The 14317-nt window shown below is 70.2% G+C and carries 17 protein-coding genes; 12 read left to right on the top strand and 5 right to left on the bottom strand.

The genetic code is table 11. The annotated features are described in order from the left end of the window. Positions 1-111: 111 nt before the first annotated feature. From OG246_RS25410 to OG246_RS25440, 7 genes are all read left to right on the top strand, one after another. The gene (locus OG246_RS25410) at positions 112-894 is read left to right on the top strand and encodes a HipA family kinase (protein WP_266468069.1); all 783 of its coding nucleotides are present in this window, start codon (positions 112-114) and stop codon (positions 892-894) included. Continuing rightward, complete coding sequence (locus OG246_RS25415; RefSeq protein ID WP_266468071.1) at positions 891-1274, top strand: DUF3037 domain-containing protein; 384 nt, start codon at positions 891-893, stop codon at positions 1272-1274. The genes OG246_RS25410 and OG246_RS25415 overlap by 4 nt, the downstream gene beginning before the upstream one ends. Before the next feature lie 176 nt (positions 1275-1450). Further along, positions 1451-2212, top strand: a complete 762-nt coding sequence (gene fabG / locus OG246_RS25420; protein ID WP_266468074.1) for a 3-oxoacyl-ACP reductase FabG — start codon at positions 1451-1453, stop codon at positions 2210-2212. A 17-nt stretch (positions 2213-2229) separates the two neighbouring features. Continuing rightward, a complete protein-coding gene (locus OG246_RS25425; RefSeq protein WP_266468076.1) occupies positions 2230-2991 on the top strand; it encodes an SDR family oxidoreductase in 762 nt (253 codons plus the stop codon). Positions 2992-3212: 221 nt separating this feature from the next. Further along, positions 3213-4796, top strand: a complete 1584-nt coding sequence (locus OG246_RS25430; RefSeq protein ID WP_266468079.1) for an ABC transporter substrate-binding protein — start codon at positions 3213-3215, stop codon at positions 4794-4796. A gap of 81 nt (positions 4797-4877) precedes the next feature. Further along, positions 4878-5561: a uracil-DNA glycosylase gene (gene ung, locus OG246_RS25435; RefSeq protein WP_266468082.1), complete on the top strand. Its 684-nt coding sequence runs from the start codon at positions 4878-4880 to the stop codon at positions 5559-5561. Between the two features lie 162 nt (positions 5562-5723). Then, complete coding sequence (locus OG246_RS25440; protein ID WP_266470902.1) at positions 5724-6299, top strand: hypothetical protein; 576 nt, start codon at positions 5724-5726, stop codon at positions 6297-6299. A gap of 146 nt (positions 6300-6445) precedes the next feature. On the opposite strand, the gene OG246_RS25445 is transcribed toward OG246_RS25440, so the two are convergent. Continuing rightward, on the bottom strand, positions 6446-6907 hold the full coding sequence (locus tag OG246_RS25445) for a hypothetical protein (protein WP_266468085.1): 462 nt from the start codon (positions 6905-6907) through the stop codon (positions 6446-6448). 216 nt (positions 6908-7123) lie between these two features. Between OG246_RS25445 and OG246_RS25450 the strand changes: the two genes are divergently transcribed. Continuing rightward, positions 7124-8035: a Gfo/Idh/MocA family protein gene (locus OG246_RS25450; RefSeq protein ID WP_266468088.1), complete on the top strand. Its 912-nt coding sequence runs from the start codon at positions 7124-7126 to the stop codon at positions 8033-8035. On the opposite strand, the gene lnt is transcribed toward OG246_RS25450, so the two are convergent. Both lnt and OG246_RS25460 read right to left on the bottom strand, forming a co-directional pair. Continuing rightward, positions 7953-9518, bottom strand: a complete 1566-nt coding sequence (lnt, locus tag OG246_RS25455; RefSeq protein WP_266468091.1) for an apolipoprotein N-acyltransferase — start codon at positions 9516-9518, stop codon at positions 7953-7955. The two genes, OG246_RS25450 and lnt, sit on opposite strands and share 83 nt — an antisense overlap. Before the next feature lie 151 nt (positions 9519-9669). Then, positions 9670-10155, bottom strand: coding sequence for a nuclear transport factor 2 family protein (locus tag OG246_RS25460; RefSeq protein WP_266468094.1), 486 nt, complete (start codon positions 10153-10155; stop codon positions 9670-9672). A 213-nt stretch (positions 10156-10368) separates the two neighbouring features. Here OG246_RS25460 and OG246_RS25465 point away from each other — a divergent pair, with 213 nt between their 5' ends. The 3 genes from OG246_RS25465 to OG246_RS25475 all read left to right on the top strand — a co-directional run bounded on the left by OG246_RS25465 (position 10369) and on the right by OG246_RS25475 (position 12839). Then, a complete protein-coding gene (locus OG246_RS25465) occupies positions 10369-10935 on the top strand; it encodes an RNA polymerase sigma factor (protein WP_266468096.1) in 567 nt (188 codons plus the stop codon). Next, positions 10932-11861 carry a CU044_5270 family protein gene (locus OG246_RS25470; RefSeq protein ID WP_266468098.1) on the top strand — a complete coding sequence of 310 codons (930 nt, stop codon included), beginning with the start codon at positions 10932-10934 and terminating at the stop codon, positions 11859-11861. Before OG246_RS25465 ends, OG246_RS25470 begins: the two co-directional genes overlap by 4 nt. Positions 11862-12098: 237 nt before the next feature. Then, positions 12099-12839, top strand: a complete 741-nt coding sequence (locus OG246_RS25475; RefSeq protein ID WP_266468100.1) for an SDR family NAD(P)-dependent oxidoreductase — start codon at positions 12099-12101, stop codon at positions 12837-12839. Positions 12840-12926: 87 nt separating this feature from the next. On the opposite strand, the gene OG246_RS25480 is transcribed toward OG246_RS25475, so the two are convergent. Together OG246_RS25480 and OG246_RS25485 are read right to left on the bottom strand one after the other, a co-directional pair. After that, positions 12927-13106 (bottom strand): hypothetical protein, encoded by a 180-nt coding sequence (locus tag OG246_RS25480; RefSeq protein ID WP_266468103.1) that lies wholly within the window; start codon positions 13104-13106, stop codon positions 12927-12929. 83 nt (positions 13107-13189) lie between these two features. After that, positions 13190-13465, bottom strand: coding sequence for a helix-turn-helix domain-containing protein (locus tag OG246_RS25485; RefSeq protein ID WP_266470904.1), 276 nt, complete (start codon positions 13463-13465; stop codon positions 13190-13192). Between the two features lie 194 nt (positions 13466-13659). On the opposite strand from OG246_RS25485, the gene OG246_RS25490 reads away from it, so the two are divergent. Next, positions 13660-14220: a carboxymuconolactone decarboxylase family protein gene (locus OG246_RS25490; RefSeq protein WP_266468106.1), complete on the top strand. Its 561-nt coding sequence runs from the start codon at positions 13660-13662 to the stop codon at positions 14218-14220. Positions 14221-14317: the final 97 nt, after the last annotated feature.

Consider the following 14317-nt stretch of genomic DNA (forward strand, 5'->3'; position numbering starts at 1 on the left):
TTCCCTTCACCGTACGTAATGTTGATCCGTACAGGAGTACGGCCCGGGTACGGGTGCTGTTCAGGGCGAGCGCGCTTCTTGACGCGATCGAGATCCCAGTAGCCTGGGGCGATGCTCAAGGAAGTCATCGCGACCCGCTACATCACGCCCCTGCGTGAGGGCGGCTCGCTGCCGGGGCTCGTCGAGGCCGACGATCTCGGTACGTACGTCATGAAGTTCACCGGCGCCGGGCAGGGGCGCAAGACGCTCGTCGCGGAGGTCGTCTGCGGTGAACTCGCCCGCAGGCTGGGCCTGCGCGTGCCCGGCCTGGTGACGATCGGCCTCGACCCGGTCCTGGGGCTCGGCGAACCGGACCAGGAGGTTCAGGGACTGCTGAAGTCGAGCGGCGGACTGAACCTCGGGATGGACTTCCTCTCCCGGGCGATCGGCTTCGACTCCCTGGCGCACCGTGTGAGCCCCGAGGAGGCCGGGCGGATCGTCTGGTTCGACGCCTTGGTCAACAACGTCGACCGCTCCTGGCGCAACCCCAACATGCTGGTGCGGCACGGCGACCTGTGGCTCATCGACCACGGCGCCACGATGATCTGGCACCACAACTGGCCCGGGGCCCAGGCCTCCGCTGCCAAGCCGTACGACGCCACCGACCACGCGCTCGCACCCTTCGGCCCGGACATCGTCTCCGCCGCCGCCGATCTGGCGCCGCTGGTCACGGAAGAGCTGCTCACCGAGGTGACCTCCGGGATTCCGGACGAGTGGCTCGACGGGGAGCCCGGTTTCGACACGACGGACGCTCTGCGGCGGGCGTACGCGGAGCCGCTGCTCGCGCGCGCCGCCGTGATCCATGAGCGCATCAAGGGCATCGACAGCACCGCGGGCATCAAGGGGAGCAAGTGAGCGAGCGGGACGTCTTCGAGTACGCGCTGCTGCGTGTGGTTCCGCGAGTCGAACGCGGCGAGTGCTTCAACGCGGGCGTGCTGGTGTACTGCCGCGCCAAGTCCTTCGTCGCCGCCCGAACGCATCTGGACGAGACCAAGCTGCGGGCACTGGATCCGGAGGCGGACGTGGCGGGCGTACGGGCCGCGCTGCGTGCTGTCGAGGGAGTCTGTGCCGGAGGGGAAGCGGCAGGTCAGGCGGCGCACGACGACGCCGGACGGCGCTTTCGCTGGCTGATCGCGCCCCGCTCCACGGTCGTCCAGCCGGGGCCCGTGCACACGGGGCTCACCGCGGATCCGCGGGCCGAGGCGGAGCGGTTGCTCGAGCTGCTGGTCAGGTAATGGATCACACGTGCGGGGTGTGCCGTTGACACCGGGTGCCAGGGCTTCTAGCGTCACGTCTGCTGAAGGTACTAAGCGGTCGCTCACCGGACGGGCGTACCGTGTGAGCCGCAGGGCAATTCAGGGCCGCAGGGCTTTTCAGCCGCAGGGCTTTTCAAGGGCGAGGAGAACCAGCAATGTCCACCACTGAGCAGCGCGTCGCCGTAGTCACCGGTGCCGCGCGCGGTATCGGTGCCGCGACCGCCGTACGACTGGCCGCCGAGGGCCGCGCCGTCGCGGTGATCGACCTCGACGAGGCCGCGTGCAAGGACACCGTCGAGAAGATCACCTCCGCCGGTGGCAAGGCCATCGCGGTCGGCTGTGACGTCTCCGACGAGGCCCAGGTCGAGGCGGCCGTCGCCCGGATCGCCGAGGAGCTCGGTGCGCCGACGATCCTGGTGAACAACGCGGGTGTCCTCCGCGACAACCTGCTGTTCAAGATGAGCACGTCCGACTGGGACACGGTCATGAACGTGCACCTGCGGGGCGCCTTCCTGATGTCGAAGGCCGTTCAGAAGCACATGGTGGACGCGAAGTTCGGCCGGATCGTCAACCTGTCCTCGTCCTCCGCGCTCGGCAACCGGGGCCAGGTCAACTACTCCGCCGCCAAGGCCGGTCTGCAGGGCTTCACCAAGACCCTCGCCTTCGAGCTCGGCAAGTTCGGCGTCACCGCGAACGCCGTGGCACCCGGCTTCATCGTCACTGACATGACCGCCGCGACTGCCGCCCGCATCGGCATGGGCTTCGAGGACTTCCAGGCCGCCGCCGCGACCCAGATCCCCGTACAGCGCGTCGGCAACCCGGACGACATCGCCAACGCGATCGCCTTCTTCACGGGCGAGGCGGCCGGATTCGTCTCCGGCCAGGTGCTGTACGTCGCCGGCGGACCGCTCAACTAAGGCCGGGGGACACGGACATGACCACACTCCCCGAGCTCTCGGGCAAGGTCGCGCTCATCACGGGCGCGAGCCGCGGCATCGGCTACGGCGTCGCCGAGGCCCTGATCGCCCGCGGTGACCGCGTCTGCATCACCGGCCGCAACGAGGACGCCCTCAAGGAGGCCGTCGAGGCACTCGGTTCCGACCGCGTCATCGGCGTCGCGGGCAAGGCCCACGACGAGGCCCACCAGGCCGTCGCCGTCGAGCGCACCATGGAAGCGTTCGGCCGCGTCGACTACCTGGTCAACAACGCCGGTACGAACCCGGTGTTCGGCCCCATCGCCGACCTCGACCTCAACGTGGCCCGCAAGGTCTTCGAGACCAACGTCGTCTCGGCGCTCGGCTTCGCCCAGCGGACCTGGCACGCCTGGCAGAAGGACAACGGCGGCGCGATCGTCAACATCGCCTCCCTCGCCGGTATCTCCGCCTCGCCGTTCATCGGCGCGTACGGCATCAGCAAGGCCGCCATGGTCAACCTGACCCTGCAACTGGCGCACGAGTTCGCGCCCATGGTGCGGGTCAACTCGATCGCGCCCGCCGTCGTCAAGACCAAGTTCGCGCAGGCCCTGTACGAGGGCCGCGAGGAGGAGGCGGCCGCGGCGTACCCGCTGGGCCGGCTCGGTGTCCCCTCGGACATCGGCGGCGCCGCCGCGTTCCTCACCTCCCAGCAGTCGGACTGGATCACCGGCCAGACGCTGGTGGTCGACGGCGGCATCTTCCTCAACGCCGGGGTGGGATGACATGAGCGCCGGTGCGGGCGCGCGCCGACGGAGCGAGCGCCCGCGCCGAGTGACGAGTTGACAGAAATCGTGCCCCCGTCGAGGCATTTCGGGTGCACAGAAGAATGACAACGTAGTCACATACTCGCTGATCAAGTGCCCTGCCGGGAAAGCGGTTCCGCCGGTGGGGCACTGCGGTATGGTCTGCCGACCCTTGGTACGGCAGATCGAGGAGCGAGCGCGTGTTCAACCGGAACCGGAACCGATGCCTGCGGCAGCTGGCGACGATCACGTCGATATCCCTGGTCGCCGGATGCGGTGTCCTCTCCTCGGACTCCTCCGACGACGACGGACCGATCGTCGTGGGCACCACCAGTGCTCCGAGCACGCTGGATCCGGCGGCTTCCTGGGACGGCTCCTGGGAGCTGTTCCGCAACATTTACCAGACGCTGCTGAGCTACCCCAACGGCGCGGTCGAGCCCGGCCCCGACGCGGCCGAGTGCAAGTTCACGGACGCGGTGAACCGCACGTACAGCTGCCGCTTGCGCGATGACATGACGTTCTCCGACGGGGACAAACTCGACGCCCAGGCCGTCAAGTACTCGATCGACCGGATCAGGAAGATCGCTGTCGCCGGCGGCCCCGCGGGACTTCTGGGAAGCCTTGAGCGGGTCCAGGTGCTGAGCGACCGTGAGGTCGTCTTCCACCTCAACAAGTCCGACGCGACCTTCCCGTTCGTCCTTGCCACGCCCGCCATGTCGATCGTCGACCCCGACGACTACCCCGCCGACGCCCTGCGCAAGGACGGCCGGGTCACCGGCTCCGGGCCCTACAGCCTGGGGTCCTACGAGGAGGGCAAGCAGGCCCAGCTCGTCAGGAACGACCGCTACAAGGGCTTCGCCGACCGCAAGAACAACGCGGTCACCATCCGCTACTTCCAGGACTCGGCCCAGATGGTCGACGCCCTCCGGGACAAGGACATCGACGTCACCTTCCGTGGTCTCGCCGCCTCGGACATCGTCTCGCTCCAGGGCCAGGACCCCGACGAGGGCATCCAGCTCATCGAAGGCGCGGGCACCGAGATCAGCTACCTGGTGTTCAACCCGAAGGACCCGTGGGCCGCGAAACCGGCCGTCCGTAAGGCGATCGCCCAGATCGTCGACCGGCCGGTGATCGCGCACAAGATCTACAAGGACACCGTCGAGCCGCTGTACTCCATGGTCCCGAAGGGGCTGACCGGCCACACCGTGGGCTTCTTCGACGACTACGGAGCCCCCAGTTCGTCCAAGGCCCGGCAGATCCTCCTGGAGGCGGACATCAACGAGCGCGTCCCCCTCACCTTCTGGTACACGACCGACCGCTACGGCTCCGAGACCGCCCCCGAGTTCCGGGAGCTCAAGAGCCAGCTGGAGGACTCCGGTCTCTTCACGGTCACCCTCAAGAGCCGCCCCTGGAAGACCTACGAAGAGGGTTACCGCAAGGGCGAGTACCCGGTGTTCGGGCGTGGCTGGTTCCCCGACTTCCCGGACGCCGAGAACTTCATCGCGCCCTTCGTGGGCGAGGACAACGCGCTCGGTACGCCGTATCCGGCCCCGTACATCACCAACAACCTGCTTCCGGAGTCGCGCCGCGAGACCGACCGCGGAGCCGTGGTGAAGCAGTTCGAGGAAGCTCAGCAGATCCTCGTCGACGACGCCCGGCTGCTGCCGCTGTGGCAGGGCAAGCAGTACGTGGCCGCGAGCGAGGACATCTCGGGTGGCGAGGTCGCCCTGGACCCGTCGACGATCATGACGATGTGGGAGCTGTACCGGAAGACCAGCTGGTAGCGCGGGCCTCCGGACCCGATTGTCAGTGGGCGGCGGTAGGTTCTGTGGTCTGGAAGTGACCGCACATCGGAGGAAGTTGACGTGACCGATATCGCCATGCTGCCCGAGTCCTGGCGCGACGTCCTGGGCGAGGAGCTGCAGGAGCCCTACTTCAAGGAACTCACCGAGTTCGTCGAGGAGGAGCGCGCGAAGGGCCCGGTCTACCCTCCGCGGGACGAGGTCTTCGCCGCGCTCGACGCGACGCCGTACGAGCGGGTGAAGGTACTGATCCTCGGTCAGGACCCCTACCACGGCGAGGGCCAGGGGCACGGTCTGTGCTTCTCCGTCCGCCCGGGCGTGAAGACCCCGCCCTCACTCCGCAACATCTACAAGGAGATGAAGGAGGAGCTGGGCACCCCGATCCCGGACAACGGCTATCTGATGCCGTGGGCCGAGCAGGGCGTGCTGCTGCTCAACGCGGTGCTGACGGTGCGCGCCGGTGAGGCCAACTCGCACAAGGGCAAGGGCTGGGAGAAGTTCACGGACGCGGTCATCCGGGCCGTCGCCGACCGGCCCGACCCGGCCGTCTTCGTCCTGTGGGGCAACTACGCCCAGAAGAAGCTGCCGCTGATCGACGAGGAGCGGCACGTGGTGGTGAAGGGGGCGCACCCCTCGCCGCTGTCCGCCAAGAAGTTCTTCGGTTCGCGACCGTTCACCCAGATCGACGAGGCTGTCGCACGGCAGGGCCACGAGGCGATCGACTGGCGGATTCCGGACCTGGGCTGAGATTCGGTCCCTCTGGCCGGGCGGGGCTCGTGAGAGCGAGCCCGGCTTGGCCGTCACCGGCCTGGCCCAGCCGTGCACGGAGGCGCCTGAGCGTGATTGTCAGTGGCTGCCGTTAGCGTCGTTGGCGTCGTGATGATCAGTGACGAGCCTGTGGAGGACGCGGTGGCGGAGCAACAGGAGCAGGCAGCGCCGGACGCCATGATGACCCGGATCGGGCAGGTCATCATGCTGCACCACGGCGGTGACCGCGAGGAGGCCCGGAGCCGCTTCCTGGACCTGTGGGCTGAGATCGGCGAGGACGGCGACGCCCTGCACCGCTGCACGCTGGCGCACTACATGGCGGACACCCAGGACGACCCCTCGGACGAACTGGCCTGGGACCTAAGGGCGTTGTCGGCGGCGGAGGAGCTCACCGACGGGAGGATCGCCGAGCACCACGAGTCGCTCGCGGTGCGCGTCTTCTACCCCTCGCTGCATCTGAATCTCGCCGCCGACTATGTGAAGCTCGGCCGCACCGAGGCCGCCCGCACGCATCTGCGCAGGGCCCGTGGTGCGGTCGGCGCCCTGGGGGACGACAGCTACGGCGACGGTGTCCGGGCGGCGATCGGCCGTCTGGAGCTGCGGCTCGACGGGGACGGGACACCGGGGTCGGGCGAGGGGCCCGGGTCACTGGGCGGTCCTGGTTCCTCCGGCGGGCCCGGAGGGGAGACGCTGGGGCCGCCGAGACGGCGGTCCTGATCGGGGATCGCGGGGTGCCCGGCGAACTGCCCTGCGGTTCGGTAGCGCCCCAAAGGGGCGCGGGGAACTGCGCGACCAGCCACGACGGACCCGCAGGCGACGCACCGGAATTCCAGCGGAGCGCTCAGCGGTAGGCGCCGGGCTCGTCAACGGCCATACGTCCCCTCGCAGATGACCGCCTGCGGACTGTCCGGCGCCCAGCCCCCGTACTTCCGGCCGAGGGCGCACACGTCCGCGCTCGCCGGGACATCCGGGACAACGGGTGGGACGGCGATGCGTGGCTCGGGGCGCGACGCCTTGGGATGCGGGGCGGTGCGGGGGCGATGGGGAGCGGCCGGTGGGGCCGCGGCGGGTGGCGGAGGAGTCGCCCGGCGCGGTGCGGGCGCGCTGGGCGGGGGCCTACGGGACGGGCCGATGAGTTCCAGCGCCTCCCGTGCCGGTGCCTGCACGATCTGCGGCTCGGCCTCGCTGTCCGGACGCGGCACGGAGGGCCCCGACGGTGCGGGCGGCAGGCCGGAGGAGGGTGGTCGCTGGACGGTCACACAGCCGGAGAGGGCCGTGACAGCCACGGTGACCAGGAGCGTCGCGGTCGTCGTTGATCGATGCACCCGCGCAACTCTGCTGTGTCCGGCTCTCTTTGGGGGAGCGGACAAGCGGAGGATGCCCCGCACGGGTGATCCTTCCGCTCCTGCGGAGGGTGCCGGCGTCGGTGAGGTGACCCGGACGCCCCGAGGTGCCCGGCGCCACCGCCGTATGCTTCCCGACGAGGTCAAAAACCCGGAACGTACCGCACAACCCGCAACACCCCCCTTGAGGAGACCCCCGTGAAGGTCGGCTGCATCGGACTCGGAGACATCGCGCAGAAGGCGTATCTGCCGGTGCTGAGTGTGCAGCCGGGGGTCGAGCTGCATGTGCAGACGCGCACGCCCGCGACGCTCGCCCGGGTCGCCGACAGCCTCCACCTGCCGCAGGGGCAGCGCCACGGCGACCTGTCGGAGCTGCTGGCCCAGGGACTCGACGCGGCGTTCGTGCACGCGGCCACCGTGGCGCACCCCGAGATCGTCACGCGCCTGCTCGAGGCGGGCGTACCGACGTACGTCGACAAGCCGCTCGCGTACGAACTCGCCGATTCGGAGCGGCTGGTGCGGCTCGCGGAGGAGCGCAACGTCAGTCTGGCGGTGGGCTTCAACCGGCGTTACGCGCCCGGGTACGCGCAGTGCGCCGACCACCCGAGGGAGCTGATCCTGATGCAGAAGAACCGCATCGGGCTGCCCGAGCAGACACGCGCGATGGTCCTCGACGACTTCATCCATGTCGTCGACACGCTGCGGTTCCTGGCGCCGGGGCCGATCGACGACGTGAGCGTGCGGGCGCGTGTCGAGGACGGGCTGCTGCACCACGTCGTACTGCAGCTCGCCGGGGACGGCTTCACCGCGCTCGGTGTGATGAACCGGCTGAGCGGTTCGGCGGAGGAGATCCTCGAGGTCTCGGGTCAGGACACCAAGCGGCAGGTGCTCAACCTCGCCGAGGTGATCGACCACAAGGGACAGCCCACCGTGCGGCGCCGCGGCGACTGGGTGCCGGTGGCCAGGCAGCGCGGTATCGAGCAGGTGACGCTCGCCTTCCTCGACGCCGTGCGCGCGGGCAAGGTGCTCAGTGCCCGGGATGCGCTGGCGACTCATGAACTGTGCGAGCGGGTGGTACGGGCGGTGGAGGAGCAGGCCGCCGCAGCCTGAGCGCGCGTGCGCCCTCCGTCGCGCACAGGGCTGCCAGCACCAGCAGGGCCGCGTGCACCGGCCATTCTCCGAACCGGACGTACGGCGTGACACCCCGTGCCAGCGGCACCTCGTACACCATCGTCTTGCTGGCGTCCGTGCCGAGCCGGGAGCCGACGCGCTCGCCGCTCGGGCCGTAGACGGCGGAGACGCCGGTCAGCGTTGCGTGCACCATCGAGCGGCCGGTCTCGGCGGCCCGCAGTGCGGCGAGTGAGGCGTGCTGTTCGGGCGCCCAGCTCTTCTGGAAGCTCGATGTCGAGGACTGCGCGAGGAGTACCTCGGCGCCGTCCTGGGCGAGATGGCGGCTCATGTCGGGGAACGCCGACTCGAAGCAGACCATCGGGCCCACGCGCAGCCCGTTCCCGACGTTCATCACCACCTGCTCGGTGCCCTGCCTGCGGTCCTCGCCCGCCGCCTTGCCCACCGAGGTCGCCCAGCCGAGGACACTGCGCGCGGGAACGTACTCCCCGAAGGGGACCAGCCGCATCTTGTCGTAACGGTCGCCGGTCGGGCCCCCGGGTCCCACCAGGACCGAGCTCTTGTAGATGCCGGGCCGGTCGGAGCGGCGCGCGTCGACGTTCACCAGGAGGTCGGCGCCCGTGAGCCGTGACAGTGCGGCGATCCGGTTCGCCAGGTCGGGCCGGTCGGCGAGGTCGAAGCCGACGCTGCTCTCGCCCCAGACGATCAGGTCGAGGTCCTGACCGGCGAGTGTGCGGGTGAGCGCCTCCTCGCGTGCGAAACGCTGGTCGGCGCCGTCGATGACGCCGGGCTGTACGACGGCGACGCGGACCCGGCCGTCCACGTCGGGGCGCGGCGACCACACCCAGGCCGCCGAGGTGGCGGCGGCCGTGGCGACCAGGCCGGCCACGGCGGGTATTCGGGCCTGGCGTACGGAAACGAGTACGGCGACGGCGACGTTGACCGTCACCACCAGGAAGCTGAGCAGCCACACCCCGCCGACCGAGGCGAGCCGCAGCGCGGGGTCCACCTGCCACTGGCTCGACCCGAGCAGGCCCCACGGGCCGCCCAACCCCTGCCAGGACCGGACGAGTTCGACCATCAGCCAGCCGGACGGCAGCACCACGAGGGCGGCCGCGATCTGCCCCGGCGAGGGCACACCGCCGAGGAACCGGCGCACGAGCCAGCCCCAAGGGGCCCACAGCGCGCCGAGCAACGCGGCTATGACCAGCGTGAACACATGCAGGCTCGGCAGCAGCCAGTGGTGCACCGCCAACATGAAGCCGAGCCCGCCGAGCCAGCCGTCGTACGCGGCCCGCTTTGCCGTCGGGGCCGAGCGGACCAGCAGGATCCAGGGCACGAGGGCGACGTACGCGAACCACCACAAGGAGGGGGCGGGGAAGGCGAACACGGGCAGCGCGCCCGCCAGAGCGGCGACGACGCCGCGGCGCCAGGGGGAGACGAGCCAGCGCTCACGCCTGTTCATCCTGAGCCTCCCTCCCCGGTGCGTGCCTCCAGTGTGCGCGCCGGGGACGATCTCCGACAGGGGGTATCGGCTCGGGTGGCGACTGTTCTCGGTCAGGGCGCTCGGGTGGCGGCTGTTCACATCCTTCTGCGCCGCCGAGGGCTCAGGACCCTCAGGTGGCCGCGGGCTCCTGACGTGTCTGGGAGGTGCGACGCCACTTCTCCTGGACGATCACCTCGCGCAGCCGCCAGCCGTCGTGCGTACGCACCAGCCCGAAGGCGTAACGGCCGCCGCACACGAAGTCGGGCGCGGTGGAACCGTCGTCATGTCCCGTGAACCTCATCGGATTGATGTAGTCCGCCTGGATTCGGGCGGTGTCGCCGGTGTCCTGCTCCAGCTGCCCGAACCGAACGCGCCGGTTGACGATCAGGTGCTGGCGCATGGGGAACAGTTCCATGCTCTGGGAAAGCCATACCGCGACCTGCACGGCGTCTCCCTCGATTCCGCCGGCCGAGCGGTAGTCCGCACGTCCGTCCGGCGCGAACAGCCCCCGGTACGCCTCCCAGTCTCCGTCGTCCACGGCCACCGCGTACTCGGTGACGAGTCCGTCCACGGCGAACCGGTCCATCACGGTCGCGAGCTCCACACGCTGCGTCATTTGATCAGTGTTGGCCACGGGGCCTGCCACGCCAAGGGGCTAAGCGGTGATATTCAGGAGCCGTCCACCTCTGTGTGCGTGAGACCGGTGGCTTCGCCGAGCGGCAGGACTCCGTTCTCCGACCGCTGTTGAGCGGCGTAGCGCGAACGCTCCGGCCGGTACTCGACAAGTACGGGGTGTGGCCGTGGTCGAGCGGCTGCGGAAGGGGACCCGATGGAATCGGACGACGACGATCTGCTGACGCGCTCGGCACGTGACCCGGCGGCCTTCGAGCCACTGGTCGAGCGCCACGCCGGTGTACTGCACGGCTATCTGGCCCGCCGGGCGCCCGCCGCCGCGGACGATCTGCTGGCGGAGGTCTGGTTGCAGGCCTACGCGAGCCGCTCCACCTTCGACGCCGACCGTGGCACGGCTCGTACCTGGCTGTTCGGGGTGGCGAGGAACGTACTGGCCGCGCACTGGCGGCAGAACGGGCGGGAACAGCCGGGAACGCCCGGTGATCGTGCCGACAGCGACCCGTGGCAGGGGGTCGACGAACGGCTGGACGCCGCGGCGGTCGCGCCGTTCCTGCGGCACACGATCGCCGGACTTCCGCACGTGGAGCGCGAGTTGCTGCTCCTCGTCGCCTGGGAGCGGCTCACCCCGACCGAGGCCGCGGCCGCGGTCGGAATCCCCCCGGGCACCGCAAGATCCCGCCTGCACCGTGCCCGTGCACGGCTGCGTGCGGCACTCGCACCGACCAGTGCCGGCACCCTCAACCGGACAGGAGACCTCGCATGACCACGACCGAGCCCGATGTCCTCGACTTTCCCGGCGCAGAGACCCTTGAGGCCGCCGGGCGGGTGGATCCGCCGAGCACGTCGACCGTCGCAGCCGCGCAGGCCGCGGTACGGGAGGCCGTGGCCCGTGACATGGCGGCAGTCCCCCGGCGGCGGCGTGGCGGCGTCCGGCGCCGGTCCGCAGTGGCCGCCTTGGCCGTGGCGGCGGTCACCGCCGCCGTCCTGGTGTACCCGACGGTCTCCGTCGACGGCGGCCCGCCGGCCGCGAGCGCGAACGCGGCGGCCTTCTTGCAGCACGTGGCGGACGCGGCGGCGGACGAGAGCAAGCCCGCCACCGACGTCCCGTACTGGAAGGTGCGCGTCCGCTACACCCACCCGGGCGGGAAGGCCGACATCCAGTCGACCTGGTTCAGCCGGACCGCCGTCATCCTCGAACAGGGCCCCGGCGGGCGGGACTCGGGGGCCTGCCGCGACGGCTTCTGCTACTTCCCCGAGCCCCGGGGCATGGTCTGGACGATCGGGAAGACCAAGCTGACCTGGGACGAACTCGGCAAGCTGCCCACCGACCCGGCGGCCCTGAAAACCCGCCTTCTCGGCGACTCGGCAGGCAGCACGGCCACGACCGGGAATCTCCACAACAGCATCGTGCAACTGCTCGCCACCGCACCGTCGAGCCCCCAGTTGCGCGCGGCCCTGTTCGAGATCCTGGCCGGGATGGACGGCGTACGGCTCGTCGGCCCGGCCAAGGACAGCGCGGGACGGCAGGGCACGGCCGTGGAATGGCAAGGCCCGGAGCTGCACCACCGCCTCATCGTCGACCCTGACACCAGTGACGTCCTGGAACACCAGGAGAAGGGCGCCGTCACGGGCGGGGCATGGCTCGGCACGACTTATCTGTCCGTGGGGCCGGCCTGGAAGCTTGGCTGACTGGTCTTCCCGGCCAGGGGCAGGGTCGGACAGGGCCCGGTGCACGAATCCTTGTGCACCGGGCCCTGTCCGTGCCGTCACCGGTCCGGAGCAGAACACCCGCGTGCCGTCCCGGAGTCGGACAACTCGGCTGTGTGGCAGTCCAGTTGCCCGAGGAGGGGCCGTACGTCCTCTACGGGGACGTGCTCGCGCATCTGCGATCGTGGGGCGATCCGTTCGCGCTGCGAGGAGGCACTTATGGCACGTTCTGTCACGGTGGTCACGGGCGGTGGTCGGGGGATCGGTGCCGCGACCTGTACGCGCCTCGCGGCGGACGGGCACGACATCGCGTTGGGATACGTCAGTGACGGCGCCGCCGCCGAATGGACCGCCACCGCCGTCCGGGGGGCCGGGGCGCGCTGTGTCATGGTCCGTATGGACATCTCCGACGAGGCCGATGTGGAGCGGTTGTTCGACATGGCGGCGGACCGGCTGGGGCCGGTGACGGGGCTGGTGAACAACGCCGGGGTGACCGGCCCGCCCGGCAGGCTCGCGGACGCCGACCCCGCAGATCTGCGGCGGGTGGTGGAGGTCAACCTCCTGGGCACGCTGCTGTGTTCGCGCCGCGCGGCCCGTTCGATGGCGGCCTGGGGGAGCGGAGTCATAGTGAACGTCTCGTCGGCGGCCGCCACCCTCGGCAGCCCCGGGGAGTTCGTCCACTACGCGGCCAGCAAAGCGGCTGTCGACGCACTGACCATCGGCCTCGCCAAGGAACTCGGCCCCGACGGCATCCGCGTCAACGCGGTCGCGCCGGGAATGGTCGACACCGAGATGCACGCGACGATGGGTGACCCGGGCCGGGCCGATCGCGCCGCGTCCGCCATTCCGCTCCGCAGGGTCGGCCAGGCCGAGGAAATCGCCGCCGCCATCGCCTGGTTGATGTCACCCGACGCCTCTTACACGACGGGGGCGGTGCTGCGGGTGTCCGGAGGGCGGTGAGGTCCGGAGTGTTGCGGCTCGGCGGTTCGAGCGTGTGGTTCGAGTGTGTTCCGGCTCAGCGGCTCGAGCGCCGCCGCATCGGCGACGTCACGCCGCCTCGATGACCTCGCCGCGTATCGCCTTGGCCCACTCCACGACCAACAGCTCGTACTCCGCTCGCTCCTGCGCCGAGAGGGAGCCGCCTGCGCGCATCCACAGCGCGCGAATCTGTTCGTTCACCGCGGCGGCAGACCGCACGGAACCAGAGGGCATTAAATCGGGGGACATGGGTGCAAGCCTAAGGGCATGGACTGACAGTGCGCTACCAGACGGCTACTCAGGCCGTATGTGGTTGGTCACGGCCGCCGCGTTCACTGTCGCTCGGCCCAGCTGCGGGACCAGTCAAGGAGGGGGCCCATCGCGGTCACCAAGTCGTCGCCGAGCGGGGTGAGATGCCAGGAGGAGTGGGCGGTTGACGTGGTGATACCCGCCTCGCGGAGTTCCGTGAGGCGGGTGGACAGGACGCTGGAGGACATGTCGTCGCAGCGGCGCTGGAGGTCGCGGAAGCCGATCGGGTCCCCGCCCCGGTGGAGTTCCCAGATGACGCGCAGAGTCCAGCGCCGCCCGAGGAGGTCCAACGCCGCCATGATGGGGCGGCCGCTCGTCGAGCCGCGCACCGGGCGGCCGGGTGCCGGGGTGTCGACTGGCGGGGAGTCGGTTGTCGGGATACCGGCGGCGGAGTGCTGGGGTTCGGGTGGCGTGGTCAAGTGGGCGCCTCTCGCGGGGAGTTGCTCACTTCCCACCCTTGCGCTTCGATTTCAGAAGCGCAAGGGTGCTGGGCATGAAGCAGCGCATCGACGGCGTGACGCCGCCCTACGAGCCCGAGACCGACCGCGCGTTGCACAGGTGGATGCCGCCCGGCGTCACCCGTGAACCCCTGATGCTCTTCAAGGTCCTGGAACGCCACCCCGAACTGGCCTCGCGCATGCGGGCGTTGGGCGCGGGCCTCCTCGTCCACGGCCGGCTCGCCGATGCCGACCGCGAACTCGTGATCGCCCGCGTCACCGCCCGCTCCGGATGCGCGTACGAGTGGGGCGTCCATATGGCGGCGTACGCCGAAACGGCCGGACTCGGCGAGGGGCAGGTCACCCTCACCGCGACCGGCGAAGCTGACGACCCCGCGTGGTCCGCCCGGCAGACGGCCCTGCTGCGTGCCGTGGACGAACTCCACGCCACCTCGCAGGTGAGCGACGCGGCGTGGAGCGGGTTGCGGGAGCATCTCGACGAAAGCGAAGTCCTGGAGCTGCTGGTCCTCGCGGGCTGGTACCGGACGATCGCGTACGTCGCGAACGGAGTGCGGATCGAGGGGGAACCCTGGGCGCTCGCCCTGCCGGGGAGTTGAGCCGACAGCACCGCCGACTCGACGGTGACGTGCTGGAGTTGGGCGGACAGTCAGCCGACTCTGCGGTGACGTGCTCGAACCCCGGCGACGCTTGGGG

This window comes from Streptomyces sp. NBC_00620, from assembly GCF_026341825.1.
Lineage (GTDB): Bacteria > Actinomycetota > Actinomycetes > Streptomycetales > Streptomycetaceae > Streptomyces.